General features: G+C 68.6%; 25 protein-coding genes. 6 read left to right on the plus strand and 19 right to left on the minus strand.

Annotated elements, in window-relative coordinates; all coding sequences use genetic code 11:
• Positions 1 to 19 precede the first annotated feature (19 nt).
• The 10 genes from lepB to arc all read right to left on the minus strand — a co-directional run bounded on the left by lepB (position 20) and on the right by arc (position 10,098).
• Positions 20 to 1,096, minus strand: a complete 1,077-nt coding sequence (lepB, locus tag RIE08_11375) for a signal peptidase I (GenBank protein MEQ8718197.1) — start codon at positions 1,094 to 1,096, stop codon at positions 20 to 22.
• Positions 1,097 to 1,149: 53 nt separating this feature from the next.
• Positions 1,150 to 2,097, minus strand: a complete 948-nt coding sequence (locus tag RIE08_11380; GenBank protein ID MEQ8718198.1) for a WYL domain-containing protein — start codon at positions 2,095 to 2,097, stop codon at positions 1,150 to 1,152.
• On the minus strand, positions 2,094 to 3,011 hold the full coding sequence (locus tag RIE08_11385) for a WYL domain-containing protein (GenBank protein MEQ8718199.1): 918 nt from the start codon (positions 3,009 to 3,011) through the stop codon (positions 2,094 to 2,096). Before RIE08_11385 ends, RIE08_11380 begins: the two co-directional genes overlap by 4 nt.
• A 6-nt stretch (positions 3,012 to 3,017) precedes the next feature.
• Positions 3,018 to 4,376 carry a Pup--protein ligase gene (pafA, locus tag RIE08_11390; GenBank protein ID MEQ8718200.1) on the minus strand — a complete coding sequence of 453 codons (1,359 nt, stop codon included), beginning with the start codon at positions 4,374 to 4,376 and terminating at the stop codon, positions 3,018 to 3,020.
• Between the two features lie 52 nt (positions 4,377 to 4,428).
• Positions 4,429 to 5,112 (minus strand): proteasome subunit alpha, encoded by a 684-nt coding sequence (gene prcA, locus RIE08_11395; protein ID MEQ8718201.1) that lies wholly within the window; start codon positions 5,110 to 5,112, stop codon positions 4,429 to 4,431.
• Positions 5,109 to 5,906, minus strand: a complete 798-nt coding sequence (prcB, locus tag RIE08_11400) for a proteasome subunit beta (GenBank protein MEQ8718202.1) — start codon at positions 5,904 to 5,906, stop codon at positions 5,109 to 5,111. Before prcB ends, prcA begins: the two co-directional genes overlap by 4 nt.
• A gap of 42 nt (positions 5,907 to 5,948) precedes the next feature.
• Positions 5,949 to 6,539, minus strand: coding sequence for a helix-turn-helix transcriptional regulator (locus RIE08_11405; protein ID MEQ8718203.1), 591 nt, complete (start codon positions 6,537 to 6,539; stop codon positions 5,949 to 5,951).
• 84 nt (positions 6,540 to 6,623) lie between these two features.
• Positions 6,624 to 6,821, minus strand: a complete 198-nt coding sequence (locus RIE08_11410; protein MEQ8718204.1) for a ubiquitin-like protein Pup — start codon at positions 6,819 to 6,821, stop codon at positions 6,624 to 6,626.
• Positions 6,822 to 6,854: 33 nt separating this feature from the next.
• A complete protein-coding gene (gene dop / locus RIE08_11415; protein ID MEQ8718205.1) occupies positions 6,855 to 8,366 on the minus strand; it encodes a depupylase/deamidase Dop in 1,512 nt (503 codons plus the stop codon).
• Positions 8,367 to 8,391: 25 nt separating this feature from the next.
• The gene (arc, locus tag RIE08_11420) at positions 8,392 to 10,098 is read right to left on the minus strand and encodes a proteasome ATPase (protein ID MEQ8718206.1); all 1,707 of its coding nucleotides are present in this window, start codon (positions 10,096 to 10,098) and stop codon (positions 8,392 to 8,394) included.
• A gap of 268 nt (positions 10,099 to 10,366) precedes the next feature.
• Between arc and RIE08_11425 the strand changes: the two genes are divergently transcribed.
• The gene (locus RIE08_11425; protein MEQ8718207.1) at positions 10,367 to 10,603 is read left to right on the plus strand and encodes a ferredoxin; all 237 of its coding nucleotides are present in this window, start codon (positions 10,367 to 10,369) and stop codon (positions 10,601 to 10,603) included.
• A 92-nt stretch (positions 10,604 to 10,695) separates the two neighbouring features.
• Here RIE08_11425 and RIE08_11430 read toward each other — a convergent pair whose 3' ends face one another.
• The 9 genes from RIE08_11430 to dacB form a co-directional block, all read right to left on the minus strand.
• Positions 10,696 to 11,853 (minus strand): MarP family serine protease, encoded by a 1,158-nt coding sequence (locus RIE08_11430; protein ID MEQ8718208.1) that lies wholly within the window; start codon positions 11,851 to 11,853, stop codon positions 10,696 to 10,698.
• Positions 11,854 to 11,875: 22 nt separating this feature from the next.
• A complete protein-coding gene (locus RIE08_11435) occupies positions 11,876 to 12,670 on the minus strand; it encodes a tRNA (adenine-N1)-methyltransferase (GenBank protein MEQ8718209.1) in 795 nt (264 codons plus the stop codon).
• On the minus strand, positions 12,663 to 13,622 hold the full coding sequence (locus RIE08_11440) for an ATP-binding protein (GenBank protein MEQ8718210.1): 960 nt from the start codon (positions 13,620 to 13,622) through the stop codon (positions 12,663 to 12,665). Before RIE08_11440 ends, RIE08_11435 begins: the two co-directional genes overlap by 8 nt.
• Entirely contained in the window at positions 13,619 to 13,825 is a 207-nt protein-coding gene (locus RIE08_11445; GenBank protein MEQ8718211.1) for a MoaD/ThiS family protein, read from the minus strand. The genes RIE08_11440 and RIE08_11445 overlap by 4 nt, the downstream gene beginning before the upstream one ends.
• 47 nt (positions 13,826 to 13,872) lie before the next feature.
• Positions 13,873 to 14,148 carry a hypothetical protein gene (locus RIE08_11450; GenBank protein MEQ8718212.1) on the minus strand — a complete coding sequence of 92 codons (276 nt, stop codon included), beginning with the start codon at positions 14,146 to 14,148 and terminating at the stop codon, positions 13,873 to 13,875.
• Positions 14,149 to 14,151: 3 nt separating this feature from the next.
• Positions 14,152 to 14,361: a hypothetical protein gene (locus RIE08_11455; protein ID MEQ8718213.1), complete on the minus strand. Its 210-nt coding sequence runs from the start codon at positions 14,359 to 14,361 to the stop codon at positions 14,152 to 14,154.
• Positions 14,362 to 14,465: 104 nt separating this feature from the next.
• Positions 14,466 to 14,720, minus strand: coding sequence for a hypothetical protein (locus tag RIE08_11460; protein ID MEQ8718214.1), 255 nt, complete (start codon positions 14,718 to 14,720; stop codon positions 14,466 to 14,468).
• Positions 14,721 to 14,782: 62 nt separating this feature from the next.
• Positions 14,783 to 15,472 (minus strand): LON peptidase substrate-binding domain-containing protein, encoded by a 690-nt coding sequence (locus RIE08_11465; GenBank protein MEQ8718215.1) that lies wholly within the window; start codon positions 15,470 to 15,472, stop codon positions 14,783 to 14,785.
• Positions 15,469 to 16,884, minus strand: a complete 1,416-nt coding sequence (gene dacB, locus RIE08_11470; GenBank protein ID MEQ8718216.1) for a D-alanyl-D-alanine carboxypeptidase/D-alanyl-D-alanine-endopeptidase — start codon at positions 16,882 to 16,884, stop codon at positions 15,469 to 15,471. The genes RIE08_11465 and dacB overlap by 4 nt, the downstream gene beginning before the upstream one ends.
• 90 nt (positions 16,885 to 16,974) lie before the next feature.
• Here dacB and RIE08_11475 point away from each other — a divergent pair, with 90 nt between their 5' ends.
• Genes RIE08_11475 through tal form a run of 5 tightly spaced genes read left to right on the plus strand, consistent with a single transcriptional unit; the run spans position 16,975 to position 22,392 of the window.
• Complete coding sequence (locus RIE08_11475) at positions 16,975 to 17,712, plus strand: fatty acid desaturase (GenBank protein MEQ8718217.1); 738 nt, start codon at positions 16,975 to 16,977, stop codon at positions 17,710 to 17,712.
• 10 nt (positions 17,713 to 17,722) lie between these two features.
• The gene (locus tag RIE08_11480) at positions 17,723 to 18,112 is read left to right on the plus strand and encodes a hypothetical protein (GenBank protein MEQ8718218.1); all 390 of its coding nucleotides are present in this window, start codon (positions 17,723 to 17,725) and stop codon (positions 18,110 to 18,112) included.
• Between the two features lie 19 nt (positions 18,113 to 18,131).
• Complete coding sequence (locus tag RIE08_11485) at positions 18,132 to 19,277, plus strand: FIST N-terminal domain-containing protein (GenBank protein ID MEQ8718219.1); 1,146 nt, start codon at positions 18,132 to 18,134, stop codon at positions 19,275 to 19,277.
• Positions 19,278 to 19,315: 38 nt separating this feature from the next.
• Positions 19,316 to 21,304 carry a transketolase gene (tkt, locus tag RIE08_11490; GenBank protein ID MEQ8718220.1) on the plus strand — a complete coding sequence of 663 codons (1,989 nt, stop codon included), beginning with the start codon at positions 19,316 to 19,318 and terminating at the stop codon, positions 21,302 to 21,304.
• The gene (tal, locus tag RIE08_11495; protein MEQ8718221.1) at positions 21,301 to 22,392 is read left to right on the plus strand and encodes a transaldolase; all 1,092 of its coding nucleotides are present in this window, start codon (positions 21,301 to 21,303) and stop codon (positions 22,390 to 22,392) included. The genes tkt and tal overlap by 4 nt, the downstream gene beginning before the upstream one ends.

A 22,392-nucleotide genomic window follows, 5' to 3' on the forward strand; every position in this document is an offset into this window, starting at 1 on the left:
TCGAGGCGCGGTCGCCGGCTCAGAGGCCGCCGATGTCGCCGAGAGGCCAGATCTTGATGAAGGCGCGTCCCACGACGAGCCCTTCGTCGATCGGTCCGAAGAAACGACTGTCCCGGGAATCGCGACGGTTGTCGCCCATCATGAACAGGTGCCCTTCGGGGATGACGCAGCTGTCGGCAGCCTCGTTCTCACAGCCCGGGATCGTGCGGAACGCCTCGGTCGAGGACGGCTCGGCGAGATAGGGCTCGATCAGCAACTGGCCGTCGATGAACACCTCGCCGTCACGGAAGACGATCGTCTCGCCTTCGAACGCGATGGCCCGCTTGATGAGATCAGGGATCGACCCTGTCTCGCTGGGCGGTCGTCTGAACACGATCACGTCGCCACGACTCACGTCACCGAGGTCGTAGCTCAACTTGTTGACCAGCACCCGGTCGCCCTCATTGAGGGTCGGCACCATCGACGCGCTCGGGATGAAGAAAGCCTGGACCAGGAAGGTCTTGACCAGGAGCGCCACGAGAAGCGCTCCCACGATGACCGCCCCCCACTCCGCCACCGAGCGCGCCGTCGACTTGGGTGGCTTCGGTGCGGCCGGCTCGTCGGCGGTCGTGACCAGCAGGGTGCCGGTGTCTCCCTCCTCGTTGACCCAGGATGCGATGACCTCGTCCGCGCTCGGGCCACGCCCGAGATTCTCGGGAAGGACCGTGTCGCCGTCCTCGTCCCAATCGTCGGCGTCGTCGTCGAACCACCCGCCATGAGCCTCGGTGGGCTCGTCGGTGGGCGCCTGGTCCCCGTCCTCAGGTGCTCCCGGGGACCACAGGAGGTCATCTGCGTCGATCGGACCCGCAGTGCCAGGTTGCGCAGTCTCACTCTGTGAGGGCTCGACCGGGGCACGACTCGCCGGGGGCGTCGACGGCTCGACCGGGGCTCGACTCGCCGGGGGCGTGGACGGCTCGACCGGCTGCTCAGGTGCGGCTGTGGAGGCTGGGTCGTCCCCGGCGGAATCCTCAGCGGATTCCAGGGCGCGCGCCAGGATCTTGTCGACCCAGTCAGGATCTTCGAAAGTGACGTCTTCGTCGGAGTTGCCGTCGACCACCGTTCAGGCACCGTAGTCCAGGTGGCGGCGTTTCCCGCGTACGCCTCCGCGTCTCACAGGTACCGCTCCAGCACGCGGCGGGCGGCCCCGGACGCGATGTCGGCATCGAGGGGTGGATCGAAGCGGACGACCTCGGCACGCGGCCCGAGCTGCAGGAGGAGCCGCTCGAGCCACGCCCGGCCCGAGACGGCCAGCGTGACGCGGGTGGCCCCGGCGGCCGTCGCGACGCTCTCGACGGGATACGCGTCGAGAAACCAGCCTGCGGAGGGGTCGATCACGAGATCGACGCGGGGATCGTCGTCTCCGGGCTCGAATGCGGCGGGCGGGGGGATCTCCTCCGGAGGGACGAACGTCTCCTCGAGCATCTCGACCGCGTCCATCCGGTCCAACCGGAAAACGCGCGTGCCCACGGCACGGCGACAGTGCGCGGACACATACCAGTGGCCCTCCGTGGCGAACACACGGTGCGGTTCGATCACCCGGTCCGTCTGTTCGTCACGACTGTGCACGTAGTAGGCGATGCGCAGAGCCCGATCATGGGCCACCGCGTCGCGGACGATGCCGAGGGTCTCGGAGGGTATGGGGCCGAGTTCGACGTCGATGGTCTCCGCCGGGTCGACTCCGAGAACAGCGGCCAACTTGGCCAGCCCCCTGCGCAGGGGGCCGGGATCGTCGGTGTCGACCTCGACGAGCCCCGCTCCGGCCGCAACCAGCGCCACGGCCTGTTCCGGTGTCAGACGTAGCGGACGTTCGAAGAACTCTCCGAGCCGGATCGAGACGTGGTCGCCCTCCACTGCGACCTCGATGAGTTCGTCGGGGCTGTACGGGTACACCCCGACCATGAAGACGACGTCCTGGAGGTCCGAGAGCAGGCTGTCCGCCGGGTAGTCGAACCGCGCCGCCGTCTCCGCCACGGTTGGCCCCGGCGGGTCGTGGGCGGCCACCCAGGGCACCAGCGACAACAGCCGCTGGAGCCGCTCCCCCGCGGTCATCTTCGTCATGACGCGATGCCCGTCAGCCATGCGACGTAGGAGGCCCTCAGCTCGGCCGGCTCGAGAATCTCCGCGTGTTCGAGGAACTCGACGACGAAGGAGCGGAAAGCGTCCTCGTTGGTCACCGGGATGGTGACGACGACGGCACCGTCGTCCCGCCTCTCTGTGACCCGGTCGGCGCCGAGTCGTCGCTCCGCCCAGGCGGCGAGCGGGCGATCGACCAGCAATCGGGCCTGGACCACCTCGGAGCCACCCATCTCCCACGGCTCGAGCCGGGCTCCCGCCGCCGGGGTGGACCGGACGGGGAAGAGCTCGTCGAGTACCTGCACCGCGCCGACGATGCGGTCGAGACGGAAGTTCCGTGTGTCGTCGCGTTCGCGGTCGTGCGCTGTGAGGTACCAGCGACCCCTCCCGAAATCGAGGCGTCGCGGCTCGACCGTGCGCTGTTCACCCCGGTAGTCGAAACAGACGACGTTGCGGTTGGCGATGGCTGCGAACAGGCCCGGCAGGTTCCGGTCGGCCGGAAGCGCCGCCAGGGCGGGTGTTCGGTCCGCCGCCGGGCTACCGACGCCGCCGAGCTTCCACAGGGCCTGGTCGGCTCCGAAGCCCTCCATGCGCACCACCCTCGAAGCGAGTCGCAGGGCGGCCAACTCGTCGGGTTCGAGCCCGGGGTCGGTCAGGTAGTAATCCTCGGGCGGGATGCGGTATCCCTGCGTCCCGCGGTCCTCCCCGGGGACCTCCACGATGACGATGGGGACGCCCATGTCGCGCAGATCGTCCTTGTCGCGCTCGAATGCACGGCGGAACGACTCGTAGTTCTGCGGGTACCCCTCGACGCGCTCGTGGATCTGATGGATGGTCAGCGGGCGCGAAGTCGACAGGAGCGCCGCCGTGAGGTTCATGAGCCGTTCGAGTTTCTTCACGGCGGCTCAGAGCGACTCGATGAGCTTCTCGACCCTCTTGTCATGGGCCTTGAAGGGGTCCTTGCACAGCACTGTGCGTTGCGCCTGGTCGTTCAGCTTCAGGTGGACCCAATCGACCGTGTAGTCGCGCTTGCGTTCCTTGGCACGGCGGATGAACTCGCCCCGCAGGCGCGCACGCGTGGTGGACGGTGGGTTCTCCACGGCGTGGGCGATGTCCTCGTCGCGACAGATCCTCTCGACGAGTCCACGTCGCTGCATCCGGTAGAAGAGCCCCCGGCGGCGGATCACGTCGTGGTACTGGAGGTCGATCAGCGACACCCGGGCATCGCTGAGTGCGAGATCGTGACGTGCCCGGTACTGCTCGATCAGGTGGTACTTGATGACCCAGTCACACTCGCGGTCCAGGCCGAGCGGGTCCTTCTCGATCTGGGTGAGCGCGTGCTCCCACATCGACAGGGCCTTGGCCTCGAGCGGGCTGAGTTGGCGTCGCTCTGCGAAACGCAGGGCACGGTCGAGGTACTCGGACTGGATGTCGAGAGCCGATGCCTCCCGGCCGTTCGCGAGCCGCACCCGGCGTCGGCACGAGATGTCGTGGGAGATCTCACGGATGGCCCGGATCGGGTTCTCGAGGGTCATGTCACGCATGACCACAGACGGTTCCTCGAGCATCCGCAGCAGGATCGAGCAGGTACCGACCTTGAGGAACGTGGCGTACTCGCTCATGTTGGAGTCGCCGACGATCACGTGGAGGCGTCGGAAGCGCTCAGCGTCGGCGTGGGGCTCGTCGCGGGTGTTGATGATCGGGCGCGAGCGCGTGGTCGCGGACGAGATCCCCTCCCAGATGTGCTCGGCGCGCTGGCTGATGCAGAACATCGCGCCACGCGCCGTCTGGAGCACCTTGCCGGCACCCGCGTAGATCTGGCGCGTAACCAGGAACGGGATGAGCGTGTCGACGAGCTGGGAGAAGTCGTCGCGTCGACTCGTCAGGTAGTTCTCGTGACAGCCGTAGGAGTTGCCGGCCGAATCGGTGTTGTTCTTGAACAGGTAGATGTCGCCGCGGATCCCCTCGTCGCGCAACCGCTCCTCCGCGCTCGCGAGGAGTTGCTCGAGTATCCGCTCGCCGGCCTTGTCGTGGGCGACCAGGTCGTAGATGGAATCGCACTCCGGCGTCGCGTACTCCGGGTGCGAGCCGACGTCGAGGTAGAGACGCGCGCCGTTGGCCAGGAAGACATTCGAGGAACGTCCCCACGACACGACCCTGCGGAACAGGTAGCGGGCGACCTCGTCGGGGCTGAGGCGTCGCTGGCCGCGGAACGTACAGGTCACCCCGTATTCGTTCTCGATGCCGAAGATGCGGCGCTCCACGCACTCACGCTACAGGGCCGCGACCCCCGGCCCGGGTCGCAGAGCCACCGACCTACCCGTCGGCGAGGAACCCGGCCAACTCGTCGTCGCCGAGACGGCGGAAGGCCCGCCGACCAGCGGAGCGGGCCAACACGGCGACCTCGAGGTCTCCGGGAGCGAGTTGACGCTCCTCCCCCGCCAGCGCACCGACCGACGCGCGCACGGCGTCGCGCAGCGAGCGGGTCCGGTCGAAGGACGTGCCGATGCGCTCGGCGATCGTGTCCGCCTCACCGCCGAGGACGGCGAAACTGTCGGTGTCGTCCACGGTGCCGTCGTAGAGGATGTGGAACATCTGCTCCGCACCCGCCTCGTCGCCGATCTCGGCGACGAGGATTTCGACCTCCATCGGTTTCATCTCGTGGGTGAACGTCTGACCGAGGATCTGCGCGTACTGGTTGGCGAGGCTACGTGCGTCCACGTCCGCGCGGCTGTAGGCGAAGCCCTTCAGGTCTGCGTGGCGGACACCGGCGATGCGCAACTGGTCGAACTCGTTGTACTTGCCCACGCCCGCGAACGCGATGTGGTCGTAGATCTCCGAGATCTTGCGCAGTGTGCTCGACGGGTTCTCCGCGCAGATGAGTACTCCGTCGTCGTACACGGTCGCCGCGAGGCTGCGACCGCGGGCGATGCCCTTGCGCGCGTAGTCCGCGCGGTCCTTCATCATCTGCTCGGGCGCGACGTAGAACGGCATGTTCATGACCGGTCCTCCCCGGACAGGCGATCGAGGACTTCGCGGAACCGGGACTCCACCTCGGCGTCGTCGAGACGTTCGTATCCCTCCGCCGTGATGGTCGCCACCACCGGGTAGATCCCCCGGACGAGGTCCGGGCCACCCGTGGCCGAGTCCTCGTCGGCCGCCTCGAACAGTGCCGAGATGGCCAGATCGACCGTTGCGTCGCGTCCGTCAGTGCGTCGGTGTCCGAGCTTGATCACGGTGCCGGCGTGCAGGCTTCCCGAGCCCGTGGCGGCGTGTTCGTGTTCCTCGTAGCGCCCACCGGTGACGTCGTACTGGAACAGGCGCCCCCGACCGGCACGCAGGTCGTACCCGGCGAAGAGCGGCACGACCGCCAGGCCCTGCATGGCGGCGGGGAGGTTGTTGCGGATCATCTGGCTCAACTGGTTGGCCTTGCCGTCGAGGCTCAGCACCTGCCCTTCGACCTTCTCGTAGTGCTCGAGTTGGAGCTGGAAGAGGCGCACGAGTTCGATCGCGGGGCCGGCAGCGCCTGCGATGGCCACGCCGGAATAACGATCGGCCGGAAAGACCTTCTCGATGGTGCGGTGGCTGATGAGGTGACCCGAGGTGGCGCGCCGGTCGCCGGCCATCACCACGCCCTCGTCATAGCGGATCGCGACGACGGTCGTCCCGTGGGCGATGGCCATCTCCGGTCCGAGTTGAGTCAGAGGGGCGACCGGCTCCAGGCCGACGCGCCTCAGTAGTCCCGCGAAGCTCGGCCCCGGGTCATCGGTGGGTGAGAACAGAGGAAACGTCACAGCCGCCGAGGCTAGCGCCCGGCCCGGGGCGTCCGGTCGGCCTCACCAGAGGAGGTCGGGGCGCTGGTCCGGGGGACGGTCGTCGTGACGGCCGGTCTCCCAGGTCACGCCTTCGGGCCTCGTCGCCTCCAGAGTGTCGACGAGGCGTCGGTCCACATCGGCCGGGTCCGCGTCCACGGCCAGTGCGAGCTCGACGATGTCGTCGACGCGCAGGCTACGGGGATCGACCCACCCGTCTTCGGGCAGGCCCCGCATCTGGCGGACGAAGTCGAGATAGGCAGCGAGCAGTGCATCGAGGGACGGCTTCTTGGCGACCTTGGCCTTCGTGGCCCCGACCCGCATGCGGCCACGCCGCAGGTCGACCTCGAGGCCGTTGCGGTCGGGCAGGATGTCGTCGAGGTCGATCTCGTAGGCACGGGCCAGTTCCGGTATCGCTTCCACGTCGACAAGGTGGCGACCTTCTTCGATCTGCCCGAGGAGGCTGGGCCCGAAGCGCCAGTCGGTGCGGCGGGCCACGTCGTGGCGGGAGACCCCACGCCGTTCGCGGGCCACCCCGAGGAGCATCCCGATTCGGCGGACCGGAACCCGCACTCCGCGGTCCGCGAACGTCTCGTCGTCCGGTGATGATCCCACACCGTTCCATCGGCATGAGGGGTCACCGCGCTTAGGGCATCGGGCGACCTCGCGGACCCTGTACCGGAGGTGCGAGCCGGAGGGCTACTCGCCGCCCTTCTGGATGTAGGACTTCACGAAGTCCTCGGCGTTGGTCTCGAGGACCTCATCGATCTCGTCGAGCAGGTCGTCGAGTTCGGCCTTCAACTTCTCGGCGTCCTCGGACGCCGCCGGGACGTCCGCGACGTCGTCGGACTCCGTCCTCGACGGCGCAGCCTTGCGCTTCTGTTCTCTCTCTGCCATGGCCGACCTCCCTCTCGTGTTCCGACGGACCGTTCAACCGTCGAGCCGGGCCAACAGCTCTGCTGCGGTCCTGCTCTCATCGATCAACCTACCGACGTGTTCGGCGGTACCGCGGGACGGTTCCATCATCGGGACCCGCCTCAACGGCTCGTCCCCCACGTCGAAGACGATGGAATCCCAGTTGGCTGCGACGATCTCATCGGCGAAGCGCTGCAGGCACCGGCCCCTGAAATAGGCCCGTGTGTCGAGCGGGGGCTCGGAGATGGCCTCGGTGGCCTCGGCCGCCGTCACCATGGTCTCGAGCCCGACCCGCGACGACACCGAACGTTCGGGACGCAGGTCGTGGTACTGCAGATCCAGGGCCCTCAGGCGGGCGTCACCGACGTCGCAGCCGGTGCGCTCACGGTAGGCCTCGAGCAGGCGCCGCTTGGCAACCCAGTCGACCTGCGCCGCGACCGACATCGGGTCCTCCTCGAGTCCCGCCAGCACCGATTCCCACCGGTCGAGCACCTCGGCGCCGACCTCCGCACCGACACAGTCGAGGCCGAAGGTCTCCGCGTACTTGCGGGCGCTGTCGAGCAGTTCCCACTGGATCTCGAGGGCGGTGGCGCGTGTGCCGTCGGCCAGAGCCAGCGTTGCGCTCAGGCCGACGTCGTAGCTGACGGATCGCAGCGACCGTACCGGCGACGCGATCGCGATCTCCCGGCCGAGGGCGTCGTCCTCGATCATCGCGAGGACGATGGCGGTCGTGCCCACCTTGAGGAACGTCGCGACCTCCGACATGTTGGCGTCCCCGACGATCACGTGGAGACGGCGGTAGCGCTGGGCATCCGCATGAGGCTCGTCGCGGGTGTTGATGATCGGCCGCTTCAGCGTCGTCTCCAGACCCACCTCTTCTTCGAAGAAGTCGGCACGCTGGGTGAGCTGGAAGGGGACCTCCTCAGACGATGAACCCGGTGCCTCGGTGCCGACCTTGCCGGCCCCGGTGAAGATCTGGCGTGTCACGAAGTGGGTCGTCGCGCCGACGACGATCCGTCCGAACGGGGTGGCGCGGTCCATGAGGTAGTTCTCGTGGCAGCCGTAGGAATTGCCCTTGCCGTCCGAGTTGTTCTTGTAGACCACGAGCTCCTCGCCCGGTGGCAGGATCCCCCGGGCGGCGGTCATCGAGGCGCGCAGGATCTCCTCGGCGGCGCGGTCGTAGACCACGATGCTGCGGGCGTCGCCGCATTCGGGGGTCGACAGCTCGGGATGGGCGTGGTCGACGTAGTAGCGGGCGCCGTTCGTCAACACGGCGTTGACCAGGTGCGTCTCGACCTCGGGCGCCATCGCGCCGACCGGCACGATCCCCCGGGCGTCGCTGGCGGGACTCTCGTCCTCGAAGTCCCATCCGACCTTCGGGGCCGGTCCGCGGGCCCCGGTGGCCGACACGTGGGCCAGATAGGCGTTGATCAGAAGCGAACTCGCCGAGATCGGGTTGGACTCCTCAACGCCGCGGTGGACGATTCCGAACTCCGTCTCGATTCCACAGATCTTGCGCGTCGCCATCGGCGGGGACCCTATCCGAGCCCGCTCACAGGTACTGGCCGGTTCCCACCCGCTCGATCGAGCGTCCACCGACGGGATCCTCGTCGCTGGAGATGAGAGTGCGGACGAACACGATCCGTTCGCCCTTCTTGCCGGAGATCTTCGCCCAGTCGTCGGGGTTGGTGGTGTTCGGGAGGTCCTCGTGCTCCTTGAACTCCTGGCTGACCGCCGCGGTGAGGTCCTCGGTGCGGATCCCGTCGGCCCCGCCGGCGATCGTGCGCTTGATGGCGAGCTTCTTGGCCCGCCGCACGATGTTCTCGATCATGGCGCCCGACGAGAAGTCCTTGAAGAACATGATCTCCTTGTCACCGTTCTGGTAGGTGACCTCGAGGAACCGGTTGCGCTCGTCGACGGAATACATCTCCGCGACGGCGTGCTCGATCATCGCCCGCACGGCCTTCTCGGGATCGCCCCCGCCGGGTCCCTCGATCTCGTCGGCGGCGATGGGCACGTCGACAGTGAGGTAACGGGCGAAGATGGACACCGCCGCGTCACGGTCGGGACGGTCGATCTTGATCTTCACGTCGAGACGACCCGGTCGCAGGATGGCCGGGTCGATCAGGTCCTCGCGGTTCGAAGCCCCGATGACGATCACGTTCTTGAGGGCCTCCACGCCGTCGATCTCGGCGAGCAGCTGGGGGACGACAGTCGACTCCATGTCCGAGCTGATCCCGGTGCCGCGTGTGCGGAACAGTGATTCCATCTCGTCGAAGAAGATGATGACCGGCCAGCCCTCTTCGGACTTCTCGCGCGCCCGCTGAAAGACGAGACGGACCTGCCGCTCGGTCTCGCCGACGTACTTGTTCAACAGCTCCGGGCCCTTGATGTTCAAGAAGTAGGAACGGGCCTCGGTGTCACCGGACACCTCGGCGACCTTGCGGGCCAGGGAGCTCGCTACCGCCTTGGCGATCAGCGTCTTTCCACACCCCGGCGGGCCGTAGAGCAGGATGCCCTTGGGGGCGGGGAGCGCGTAGGTGGCGAAGAGCTTCTGGTGCACGAACGGCAGCTCGACCGCGTCGATGATCTGCTCGATCTGCACGTCCAGTCCGCCGACGTCGTCGTAGGAGATGTCGGGCACCTCTTCGAGCACGAGCTCCTCGACCTCGGGCCGTGGGAGCTTCTCGAGCAACAGCCCCGAACGCGGATCCATGAGGACGGTGTCGCCTGCCCGCAGGGGCACACCGAGGAGGTCGGCGCTGAGCTCGACCACCCGTTCGTCGTCGGCGCGGCCGATCACCACCGCCCGCTGGCCGTCTGCCAGCAGGTCTCTGAACTGCACGATCTCGCCGGTGCGCTCGGCCCCGCGGGCGAGGATCACGCTGAGCGAGTCGTTGAGCACGACCTCCTGACCGCGGATGAGCCCGTCGAGGATCTCGGACTGGACCGCGACGCGCATCTTGCGGCCGCCCGAGAAGACGTCAGCGGTTTCGTCCTCGGGGTTGATGCCGACGACGATTCCATAGGCCGACGGCGGCTGGGTGAGCTTCTCGACCTCTTCGCGCAGGGCGGAGATGTGTTCGCGGGCCTCTCGCAGGGTGTACGTCAGCTTCTCGTTGTGACTCACCGCCTGGGAGAGCTGGCCCTTCGTCTCGAGCAGTCGCTCCTCGAGGGTCCGGACCCGCTTCGGGGCGTCACGCAGGCGCCGACGGAGCGCGATGAGCTCCTCTTCGAGTGCCCGGACCGTCGCCCGCAACGCGGGCAGATCGTCGCCGGGAGTCTCTTCGGGACCGGTGGTGTCGACGGCTGCGAACCTCCTCTTCGACCTCGATGCGGACCCTACACGGTCGTCACCCGGAGGCGATGTCGTGGCCCCGGTGCAATTATCACGCCGATGACCGGGTTTATTGATCCGGCTCCGTTACACTGCGATGTGTCGCCGAGCGGTGCGCATGGGATACGGTTCCCGCCGCACCCGTGACCAGCGGCGGCGTGACCGCTCTACCGAAAGAGGTTCCATCGAGATGAAGGTCTGGATCGATCAGGATCTGTGCACCGGTGACGGGCTGTGCGAGGAGATCGCGCCCGACGTCTTCACCCTCCTCGACGACGGCCTCGCCTACGTGAAGGAAGGCGACAAGGTCTTCGCGGATCCGGGCGGCCCGGAGGGCCTCGCCGTGGTTCCCAGCGGGCAGGAGGAGGCGACCATCGAGTCCGCCGAGGAATGCCCCGGAGAGTGCATCTTCATCGAGGTCGAGTGACCGACGGGTCGCCGCCATCGGGCACCCATCTCTGCTAGATCGAACCACAGGAGGCGTCCCCCGGGACGCCTCCGTGCGCGTCCGGGGCCGGCTCACTGCACGCAGGCCGTGACCAGTGCCTCACCGCGCGGTGCAGCGAGGATCGCCCGCACCGACTCGGTCCGCACGCCGTAGGCGACATCGGAAGCATCCGGGGCGATCGCGAATGCGACGCCCACCACGGACCCATCGGGGCCGACGAGCGGCCCGCCGGAGTCGCCTCCCTCCAGACGGGCCGCCAGGACGTGGATCCGGCGGACGACATCGGCGGACCCGTAGACGTCGCCACCGCGGGCGTCGATCGTGGACTCGATTCGGAACGGCGAGAGCTCCAGCACTCCCCCACCAGGATGACCGAACACGGCCCCCTCGGAGCCCTCGACCCCGTCCGCCAGCGGTAGCGGCCGTCCGACCAGGGCAGGAACCGACAGTACGGCGAGGTCGGTGACCGGATCGAAGACCACGACCTGCGCCCGGATCTCGCCGAACTCGTCGGACACGACATCGACCCGGTCGCCACCGGCGACCACGTGCGCGTTGGTCACGACGATCCCCGCCTCCGCGATGAAGCCGGTGCCCTGCTGCACGCGCGAGCAGCCTTCGGACACGACCTTCACGATGCTCGGCGCCACCAGCTCACGCACCGGCTGGAGCACGCCCGACGTCGTCGGTGGGTCGGCGGTCGACGGCGCCGCGGTGAGACCGGACAGGACGTCGGGGAAGCCGTCGTCGCCGACGACGGCCCGGATGCCGTCGATCGCATCGGGGGCGTCGGGCAACACGTCCTGGACCACCGATGCGACGACCGACCCGCGTGCCTGTTCCGCCGGCCACGTCGGCGTCCTCGCCATCGTCGGCAACAGGAGCCAAAGGACGAAGGCCACCACCGCGACGCCGGCCAGGGCTCCCACGGCGCGGTCCACGAGCCGAAACGGGGGCGGCAGGACCAGCCGCAGGGAGTTTCCGACGAGCACGCCGACGAGTTCGCCGGCGGTGGTCGTCGCGACGACCACGCCGAGCATCAGCATGAGCACGGTGAAGTTCGACGAGTCGTCATAGAGTTCGGCGATCTCCGGGAGCAGCAGGACAGCGACGAGCAGTCCGGCCGCAGCGCCGATCCAGGTGGAGATGCGTCGAAGGAAGCCCAGTTGGTAGCCGACGACGCCCGAGGCGACAGCGAGGGCCAGGACGACCAGGTCGAGCAGATTCACCGACGCCCGACTCCCGGGCAGGTCAGCTCGACGACCGCCGTGCGTGGGTGAGGAAGCCCGTGTGGGCGACCATCCGATGATCCGGTCTCACGGATTGCCCGTCGATGTGCCACGTCCGGTTGAGGACCTCCAACGTCTCGGCACGCGCGAATCCCCTGTCGGCCAACGCCTCTCTCAGGGTGACCGCCTGGGTGATACTCGGCGTGTACCCGACAAGGATGCCCCCTGGACGCAGCGCGACGGTGGCATGGTCCACGGCGAGCCACGGCTCCGGCAGGTCCAGGACCACCGCGTCCAGATCGACCTCGTCGATGCCGTCGTACACCGACCGGATCTCGACCCGGTAGCGGTCCTGCACGTCACCGAAGAAGTCCGTCACGTTCCGCACGGCCCGCTCCGCGAAGTCCTCGCGTAGTTCGTAGCCCACGATGTCGGCCCCCGCCCGCAGCATCGCGAGCGAGAGCGCACCGCTGCCGATGCCGGACTCGAGGACCCGCACGCCTGGCCCGATGTCGGCCAGCATCAGGATGGGGCCGATGTCCTTGGGGTAGATGATCTGCGCGCCGCGCTTCATCTTCAGCACGTAGTCCGACAGGGTCGGCCGCCACACCACGAAGGAAGACGCCCCGGTGCTCTTGGCCGTCTGGCCCTCCCGGAGGCCGATCAACTCGGTGTGGGCCAACACGCCGCTGTGGGTGTGGAACTCGCCGTCGGCGCGAAGGGCGAACATGTACCGCCGGTCCTTGCGGTCCACGAGGAGGACGATGTCGCCCGCGACGAGTGGGCGGCCGTCGCCCCGCGCCGTCCCGTCAACCACCGTGTGCACCGGACCCCGGCGCGGTGATCGACACCTGCGCGTCGCCGCCGGCGTTCGCGACCCGTGCCACCAGGCGGCAGAAGGCGCACACCTCGGCCGTCGTCGGCGCCCCGCACGAAGCGCACTCACCCAGACCGTCGGCGCCGGCGTCGGTCTCAGCAGCGAACCGTGTGGACGCCCGGCGAAGAAAGCCGTGGTAGAAGTCGTGCTTGGTGCCGGGTGACTCGACCTCGAGGGCGTTCAGCAACTCCTTGAACTGGAGGTGACTGTTTCCGGTGGCCATCGGACACTCCTCGACGATGTAGTCGATTCCCCGGATGATGCAGTAGGCGGCCATCTCCCGCTCGCCGAGGCGCACCAGCGGCTTCACCTTGCGGGGGAACCCCTCGCGTGCTTCGAGCACGGGACGCTGACGGCCGATGTAGTCGGTCTGCCACCGGATGACGTTGCCGAACAGCACGGCGGCCTCGTCGTCGAGGTTGTGGCCCGTCACGAGAACGTCGTAGCCGCCCTCGAGGGCGACGCGGTCGAAGATGTGGCGTTTGGATGTCCCGCAGGCCGAGCAGGGCACGCGCCGCGTCACCCGGGCGGCCTCGGGCACTGTCATCCCGTGGTCGTCCGCGCGGGGGACCTCGCGGAGGGTGAGTCCCCGGCTCTGCGCGAAGTCGCGGGCGTAGCGAGCCGAACTCGTGCTGTAGTCGCCGATGCCGAGATGGATGCACAGGCCGTCGGCCTCGTAGCCGAGGTCGACGAGGATGTCCCACACCGCCAGTGAGTCCTTACCTCCGGAGACGGCGACGAGCACCCTGTCGCCCTCGACCATCATGTGGTGTTCGTCGATCGCCTTCACGACCTGGTCCCGGCAGAACTTCACGAAGTGGTCGGGGCAGAAGTTGGCGTTGTGCTGGCGCAGGTCGACGACCGCGGGCCCCCGGCAGACCCGACACTTCACGAGCTCACCGCCCCGCCCGAGATGACCGGTCGGATCTCGACGACCGCGTCGTCCGCCAGCATGGCGTCGCCGGGCACGATCTCACCGTCGCGGATCACGAGGACGGACTCACGGTTGACGCCGAGGCGGCCGAGTAGTCCCACGACCGAGACCGGGCCCTTCATCGTCGTGACCTTCGTCGGGTTTCGCTGATGGACCTCCATGGGGGCACCATCATGGCGGCGATGGGACCGGGAGCCACCCGGGACGGTCAGGAGCGTCGCGAGGCGCGGCGCGCACGACGGGCGGCCTTGGCCTCCGCGCCGGGCGTAAGGGGCAGATGGGCCACGATGATCCGCTCGCCGACGCCGAGTTCCTCGGTGTAGACGGGAACCGGCTCGGAGGTCCCGAGAACCCGACCTGCCCAGTGGGCCACCCACGCGGCGCCTCCGGCGACGAGCCAGAAGCGGCTGCCACCGAGGACGCCCGACAGGACCGCCTTGCGGCGCAGGATCCGCATCGGGCGTAGGAACCGCATCAGTCCCACGGTTCAGAGTCGACGGATCTCGACGACCGTCTTCGACTGCGCGCCGCGGCGGCGGCCCAGCAGGAAGGCCAACACGATCAGGACCAGCAGTCCCACGACCGCCGCCTTCTTCGCCGTGTCACGGCTGTTGTCGGCCGCATCGTCGATCTCGCCCGCGAGCTCGTCGAACTTCGCCTCGATGTCGTCGGGGGTTATCCGTGGGGTGTCGTTCACCTGCGCTCCTCTGCATCCTCGTCGAGATCGGCGCTACGGGTCATGAGTGCGGCGAAGATCCCCATGATGATGATGAGACCGCCGACGGTGATCGCGTAGGGCATTTAGGTGAGACTTCCGGTCAGGTGCTCACCCGTCTGCGTCTGCAGTGCCCGCAGACCACCGATGGACATGATGATGAGACCGATCGAGACGAGCAGCGCCCCGCCGATCCCGTATCCCACCCAGAGCCCGAGCCGCTTGAGCGGCTCCACCGTCTCCTGACGGGCGTAACCGACGACGAGCTCCTTGAGCTCCTCGACCGTCTCCTTCGGGCCCTTCTTGGTGTTGTTCTTGTTGCCGGCTGCGGTGTCACTCACCGATGCCCCTCCTCAGAACGTGACCGCCAAGCCTACACAGGCTCCCCGGCTCTCCCGGTACCTCACTCCTCTTCGATCTCGGGACCGGGTTCGGTGTCGGCGGCAAAGCCCGCCCGGAGCAGTTCCTCCACCTCGTCGAGCATGGTCGCGACCAGATCGAGTCGGGCCGCGGATCCGTTCGCGGCGAGCAGCCGCTGCTGGTCGAAGGGCCCCAGGGGCGCCATGGCGGCCATCTGGTAGACCCGCACGTCGTCCCGGTCCACGAGCTCGACGGTCGCCGGGGCCGCCCCTCCGACCATCTCCGAGTGCATCGCCAGGACCCGACGGAACTTCGCGGTGACCGCGGCGAGCCGCGCCTCGTCGATCTCGTCGGAGCGGCCGGCTCGCGGCCGCACGACAGCGCGGGGGTACGGATCGTCGTCGAGCCATTCGACGACATCGACGATCTCCTCGCCGACCGCTACGGCGGCGTACTGGTCGGGGGCGATGGTCGAAACCGTAACGAGCCGGGCGACCGTGCCGATGTCGGTGCGGACGTCGTCCCCGCCGACCTCGCTGCCCCGTTCGATCAGGACCACTCCGAACCGGGAGTCGCCATCGATGCAGTCGCCGAGAAGCTTCACGTAGCGGGGCTCGAAAACCCGCAGCGGCAGCGGCATCGCCGGGAACAGAACCGAGCCGAGCGGGAACATCGGCATCGTCGTGTCCCCCTTGAGCCCTCCGTCCGGGTCCGCTCCGTCACCCTCGGTCACGACGCGAACGTGACCGGTGCGACCGCTTCGGGTGAGGGCCCTTCGGGATACTGGGCGATCTCGAGTCCCACCTCGGCCTGGAGGTCGAACAGATCCGGCGGAATGGTCCCGTTGACGAGGAAGGCGAACGTCACCGACCGCCCGGCGTCGGTCTCGACGAATCCGGCGAGGGTCCCGACACCGTTGAGGCTCCCGGTCTTCGCGATGAGCCGGCCCTCCAGGCCCGTTCCTGTGAACCGGTCGCGCAGCGTCCCCGTCTCGCCGGCGATGGCGAGACCGGAGGCCAGGTCGGAGTCCGCTCCGAAGGACTCGAGGAGGTCGACGATGAAGTCACAGGTCACGGAATTGCCCTCATCGAGACCCGAACCGTCACGCGGCGGTAGGTCCGGGGTCGGGAAGCCCGCCTCGGCGAGGATCTCCACCGCGGCCGCAGCGCCCTCCGACGTCGTCCCCACGCCGTTGCGTACGAGGCCGATCTCCTTGAGGAGCAGCTCGGCCGTCACGTTGTCGCTCGTGGACAGCATCTGCACGACGATCTGCGACAGCGGCGGCGATTCCAACACCGCGACCTCGACCAGCGAGGTGAGGTCCTCGTCGGGCCCCGCCTCGCGCGGTGACGCCGACACGATGACGCCCCGTTCCTCGAGCAGGTCGTCGAAGAGGCCTGCGTTGAAGAGAGCGGGATCCGACGGCGGCACCGGTACGGCGGTGCCCCGCTCTGCGGGGAATTCCTCGAAGTTGTCGTTGATCGTCAACGCGCTCAACGGACCCGACTGTCCCTGGGTGACGAAGCGCTCGGGCCACGTCTCGACGTAGCGGACTTCGTCGTAGCGGCGCTCCACGGCCACGACCGAGCCGGTCATCCTGGTCAGCCCGCCGGCCACCAGCTCGTCGGCGAGCGCCTCGATCGGCGAGTGGATCTGCGGCTGCTCCCGGAAGGTGGCGATGTACCCGGGTGTGGCGAGGAGCGGATCACCACCCCCCACGAGGAACAGGTCACCCGAGACCACACCGTCCACCGGAGCCGCCGTCGCGAGGATGCGGGTGGAGAACGTGTAGTCCGGACCGAGTTCGGTGAGCGCCGCGGCCGCCGTCACGAGCTTCTGCACCGACGCCGGCACGAGATTCAGCTCCCCGTTGTGAACGAACAGATCCTCACCACCCGCCGAGGCGACGAGACAACTCGACGCCGGCGCCCGGGTCACGAGCTCTGAGAGGTCCTCGGCGAGAGCGTCGCGCGACAGCGGCTCCACCAGGAGATCGGGCACACGACGTGCGGACAGGATCGGCGTCACGGTCACGTCGATCGACTCGACCACGGGTTCGGGGAGTTCGGGAGAACTGCGGTCGGCGACGACGAAGGAACCGATCGCCAGACCGGCGAACAGCACGGGCACGAGGAACCGGGTCATCACCCACGACACTAGAGCCTCGGGCGCGGCCGCCGGTGGCCCTCGGGCCGGACACGTAACCGATGCCCTCCCCGGGGGGTCCAACCCGCCGTGCTCATCACGATCATCGTCGCCATCGCAGTGGGCCTCGCTCTGACCCAGGTCGCCAACGTCATCACCTCCGTGTGGCTCCACCGCGCACTGAGCCACAAGGCGCTGCGGATCCGTGAACCGCTCACGACGGTGTTCCGCGTGATGCTGTGGATGCTCACGGGCATCCAACCCCGCCAGTGGGTCGCCGTTCACCGCCGCCATCACGCCGCCACCGACACCGAGGACGATCCCCATTCCCCGGCCCGCCTCGGATGGGTACGCGTCCAGTTCCTCAACGCACTGCTGTACCGCCGCGTGGCCCACGACGACGAGAACACGCGGCGCTACGCGCGTGACATCCCCCGCACGGGACTGGACCGCCACCTCCTCGAGAAGGGCTGGCTGGGCATGGGCCTGACGGTGGCGATCCTGATCCTCACCCTCGGCTGGTGGGCCGGACCCCTGGCCTTCGCTGTGCACGTGATCGCGTACGTCGGCCTCGGCGGGTGCGTCAACGCCCTCGCCCATACGTTCGGACGGCGCGACCACCCCAACAGCGCGACGAATCTGCAGTGGCTCGCCTTTCTCACCGCCGGCGAGGGCCTGCACAACAACCACCACGCAATGCCGACCACCGCTCGCTTCTCGTTCCGACGACCACAGATCGACCCCGGTTGGCACGTCATCGTGATCGCGCGGGCCCTGCGCCTCGCAGAGGTCCGTCACGACACCCTGGTCGGCACTGCTTCCCGTTAGCCTGCGCCCCGTGGACATCGTCGCGGCCCTCTTCCTGGACGACATCGCCACCCGGCAGGTGCCGGGGCCGACCACCCGTCTCGACCTGACCGGCGTCCAGTTCTCGGCGCCCGCACCGGGCCCGTTTCCCGTGACCGTCACCCCCCACCTGGTCGTGATCGTGCGCTGCGCGCCCGGAGAGGCCGGCACCGGTGCCCTCGAAGTCGTGTTCCGACGTGGTGGGGAACAGATCGCACGCAACGTCCAGCCACTGCAGGTGGAGCCGGGCAGGTTCAGCTACAGACTCGTGCGCGCCGAACTCGACTACCCCGCCGCCGACACGGTGGAGGCGCACTGTCGCGTCGACGCCGGAGCGGTGACGGTCGTGCCCTACACACTTCTCGAGCCCGTCGACGCCTGAGTCGACGACCTCGCGCTCGATGAGCTACGCCGCCGCGCTGTCCGAGCATCCTCTCGCGAGCCACGCCACCGGAGAGGTCGTCGGGGAGGTCCGTGAGGCCCTCGGGACCCGCCCCGACCTCGCCGTCGTTTTCGTGAGCGGAGCCCACGGGGACCACATCGACGAGATCGTCACCACGGTCAACGAGGTGCTCGCCCCACTGCGCCTCGTCGGCGGGACGGCGGTATCGGTCCTCGGCGGTGGGCGCGAGGTCGAAGAACGCCCGGCGGTGAGTCTGTGGGCAGCGCGGCTCGGCGCGGTTCCGCCTGCCGTGCACCTCGAGACCCTGTCGACCCCCGAGGGCGTCGCCGTGGCCGGGCTCCCCCTCGAGGCGACCAGCAAGGGTGGAACGCTCCTGTTGATCGCGGACCCCTTCAGTTTTCCGGGTGAGGCGTTCGTCTCGAGCCTCGGCCAGGACGACACGGCCGACCTGCGCATCGTCGGAGGCCTCGCGTCCGGCGCGGCCAGCCCGGGCGGGAACCGCCTGATCCTCGACGACGCCGTCCACAGCTCCGGGGCGGTCGGCGCCCTCCTGCCCCCCGGCCTCAGGATCGACACGGTCGTCTCCCAGGGCTGCCGACCCGTCGGCGCACCCTTCATCGTCACGGCCGCCGAGCGCAACGTGATCCACGAACTCGCGGGACGGCCGGCCCTCGAACGTCTGCGCACCCTGATCGACGAGGCCGACGACGACGAACGCGACCTCATGGGACGTGGCCTGCACGTCGGCCTGGTGATCGACGAGTCGAAGATCGACTTCCAGCGCGGCGACTTCCTGGTGCGAGGCGTGGTGGGAGCCGACGAGGCTTCGGGGTCGGTCACCGTCGGGGCCCTCGTCGAGGTCGGATCGACCGTCCAGTTCCACGTTCGCGATGCCGCGACGGCTGATGAGGACCTCCGCGAACTCATGAACGACCGGCCCCGGGCGGAGGCCGCCCTCGTCTTCACCTGCAACGGTCGTGGCTCACATCTGTTCGGGGTACAGGACCACGATGCCGCCGTCGTCTCGGAGGCTCTGCGCGGCGGCCCGGTGGCCGGGATGTTCTGTGCCGGGGAGTTCGGCCCGGTCGGCGGAGCCAACTTCGTACACGGCTTCACGGCGTCGGTCGTTCTGTTCGGACGTTGACCACTAGCGTGGCCGCCGTCAGCCACGCCGGAGAACCCATGACATCCACCGACACCAGCCAGATCGAGCTCGAGCGCAAGGCGATCGACGTCGTGCGGGGACTCGCCATGGACGGACCGAACGCGGCGCGGTCGGGTCACCAGGGAACCGCCATGGCTCTCGCGCCCGTGGCCCACGTGTTGTGGACCCGGATCATGCGCTACGACCCGGGCACCCCCGACTGGCCCGACAGGGACCGGTTCGTCCTGTCGTGTGGGCACGCGTCGATCCTTCTCTACTCGATGCTCCACCTGACGGGCTACGACGTCTCCCTCGACGACCTGCGGGATTTTCGTCAGTGGGCAAGTGCGACACCGGGCCATCCGGAGGCCGGTCACACCCCTGGCGTCGAGGTCACGACCGGCCCCCTCGGTCAGGGTTTCGCGAACGGCGTCGGCCTCGGACTCGCGGAACGCTCGATGCGGGCCCGCTTCGGTGCCGAACTCTGTGACCACCACACCTTCGTGCTGTGCAGCGACGGGGACCTCGCCGAGGGCGTGAGCCACGAAGCGGCCTCGCTCGCCGGACACCTCGGGCTCGGCCGCCTGATCGCCATCTACGACGACAACCACATCTCCATCGACGGACCCACGGGGATGTGGTTGTCCGACGATCCCGCGGCGCGTTTCGTGGCCTACGGCTGGCACGTGCAGTCCATCGGTGCAGCCGGCGAGGACCTCGACGCGATCGAGGGCGCCGTACGGGACGCCATGGCGGTCGAGGACAGGCCGTCGATCATCATCGTCAACACCGAGATCGGGACTCCCTCGCCCGATCACACCGGTGACGCCGCCGCGCACGGCTACGCCATCTTCGACGACGAGATCGCCCGCACCAAGCAGGCCATGGGCCTGCCGGCCGACGAGACGTTCTGGGTGCCCGACGACGTCGCCACGTTCTACCGCGCGGCGGCCGAACGTGGCCGCGCCGCGCGTGTCGCGTGGGAGAAACGCCTCGAGACGTTCGCCGGGGACCGCGACGCGTACCGGGTCAGCCTCGCCGGGACCGGTGTCGACGGCTGGGCCGACGCGCTGCCGAGCTACGAACCGGGTGAGTCCATCGCGACCCGCAAGGCCTCCGGCGCATGTCTGGCGGCGCTGGCGGACGTCGTGCCCGGCCTCGTGTCGGGCGGTGCCGACCTGACCGGGAACACCGGAACCGCCATCCCGGGAGCGACGGCACAGTCCGCGTCGGATCCCGGCGGGCGCCAGATCTACTTCGGCGTCCGGGAACATGCCATGGGCTCGGCGCTGGTCGGGATGGCGCTGCACGGTGGGGTCGTGCCCGTGGGCGGGACCTTCCTCGTCTTCTCGGACTACATGCGTCCCGCCGTGAGACTGGCAGCCCTCTCGGGCGCCAAGGCGATCTTCGTGTGGACCCACGACTCGGTCGGTGTCGGCGAGGACGGTCCGACCCACCAGCCCGTCGAACAGCTCGCAGCGCTGCGTGCCATCCCCGGCCTGACCGTGATCCGCCCGGCGGACGCGAACGAGACGGTCGCCGCCTGGCGCATCGCGATCGACAACGACGGCCCGACGGCGATCATCCTCACCCGCCAGAACGTGCCCGTGCTCGAAGGCACCGGGGGTGGCGCCGTGGACCGCGGCGGCTACATCGTGACTGACGTCACCGATCCGGCGATCGTGCTCGCCGGTACGGGCAGTGAGGTCTCGGTGTGCGTGGCAGCGTCCGAACTGCTCGCCGCCGACGGCATCGCCGCCCGGGTCGTCTCGTTGCCGTGCTGGTCGCGCTTCGATGCCGAGGACGCCGCGTACCGGTCCCAGGTCCTGGGCGACGGGATCCCCGTCCTCGGCGTGGAGGCCGCGGTCTCGCTCGGCTGGTACCGCTACGCCGACGATGTCGTGTCCATCGAACGTTTCGGGGCCTCGGCGCCGGGGGACGTCGTCATGGAAGAGTTGGGCATCGAGCCCGTCAACGTGAGCGACCATGCGCGGCGCCTTCTGGCCGCGCGGAAGAGGGAATCATGACGAACCTCCACGACCTCCACGCCGACCACGGCCAGAGCCCGTGGCTGGACAACCTGCGTCGCAACTGGATCACCGGCGGGGAGCTACAGGCATGGATCGACCGCGGGATCCGCGGCATCACCTCGAACCCGACGATCTTCCAGAAGGCGATGTCGTCGACCGACGTCTACGACGCAGACCTGGGCGCCGCAACCCGGTCGGGCAGGTCGATCGAGGACGCCTACTGGGATCTCGTCACCGACGACATCGGTGCCGCCACCGCATTGCTCCTGCCCGTCCACGAGGCCAGCGACGGCGTCGACGGATACGTCTCGGTCGAGGTGTCCCCCGAGCTCGCGCACGACACGGCCGGCACGGTGGCCGCCGCCCGCGAGCTGGACCAGAGGATCGACGCGCCCAATCTCTACGTGAAGATCCCCGCGACCGCAGAGGGTGTCGACGCGATCCGCACGATGATCTCAGAGGGCCGGTCGATCAACGTCACGCTGATCTTCTCGATCGAGCGCTACGACCAGGTGATCGAGGCCTACATCTCGGGTCTCGAGGCCTACTCCGGCGATCTCTCCACTGTGTCGAGCGTCGCGTCGTTCTTCATCTCACGGGTCGACACCGAGGTGGACCGTCGCCTCGATGAGATCGGCACCCCCGAGGCACGGGCGCTGGCGGGCCGCGCTGCGGTGGCACAGGCCAAGCTCGCCTATGAACTGTTCCAGCAGCGGTTCAGCGGCCCCCGGTGGGAGGCGCTCGCACAGCGCGGCGCACGCGTCCAGCGGCCGCTGTGGGCGTCGACGTCCACGAAGAATCCGGACTATCCCGACACCCTCTACGTGGACTCTCTCATCGGTCCCGACACCGTCAACACGATGCCCGAGGCGACCCTCGAGGCCTTCGATGATCACGGCACCCCGGCCCGCACCATCGACACGGGCCTCGACGACGCCCACTCGGTCATCGACACACTCCCCCGGGTCGGCGTCGACCTCGCCGACGTGTCCGAGCGGCTCGAGAACGAGGGTGTCGCCTCGTTCGCCAAGTCCTTCGGAGAGGTTCTGGGCACGCTCGGCGAACGAGCCGAGGGACTGGGCTGA

The sequence above is a fragment of the Acidimicrobiales bacterium genome, assembly GCA_040219085.1.
Classification (GTDB): Bacteria; Actinomycetota; Acidimicrobiia; order Acidimicrobiales; family JAVJTC01; genus JAVJTC01.

Coding starts and splice junctions, on each gene's coding strand:
- RIE08_11380 (MEQ8718198.1), bottom strand. CDS start 2,097: ATGACGAAGATGACCGCGGGGGAGCGGCTCCAGCGGCTGTTGTCGCTG.
- prcA (MEQ8718201.1), bottom strand. CDS start 5,112: ATGAACATGCCGTTCTACGTCGCGCCCGAGCAGATGATGAAGGACCGC.
- RIE08_11410 (MEQ8718204.1), bottom strand. CDS start 6,821: ATGGCAGAGAGAGAACAGAAGCGCAAGGCTGCGCCGTCGAGGACGGAG.
- dop (MEQ8718205.1), bottom strand. CDS start 8,366: ATGGCGACGCGCAAGATCTGTGGAATCGAGACGGAGTTCGGAATCGTC.
- RIE08_11425 (MEQ8718207.1), top strand. CDS start 10,367: ATGAAGGTCTGGATCGATCAGGATCTGTGCACCGGTGACGGGCTGTGC.
- RIE08_11445 (MEQ8718211.1), bottom strand. CDS start 13,825: ATGGAGGTCCATCAGCGAAACCCGACGAAGGTCACGACGATGAAGGGC.
- dacB (MEQ8718216.1), bottom strand. CDS start 16,884: ATGACCCGGTTCCTCGTGCCCGTGCTGTTCGCCGGTCTGGCGATCGGT.
- RIE08_11485 (MEQ8718219.1), top strand. CDS start 18,132: ATGAGCTACGCCGCCGCGCTGTCCGAGCATCCTCTCGCGAGCCACGCC.
- tkt (MEQ8718220.1), top strand. CDS start 19,316: ATGACATCCACCGACACCAGCCAGATCGAGCTCGAGCGCAAGGCGATC.
- tal (MEQ8718221.1), top strand. CDS start 21,301: ATGACGAACCTCCACGACCTCCACGCCGACCACGGCCAGAGCCCGTGG.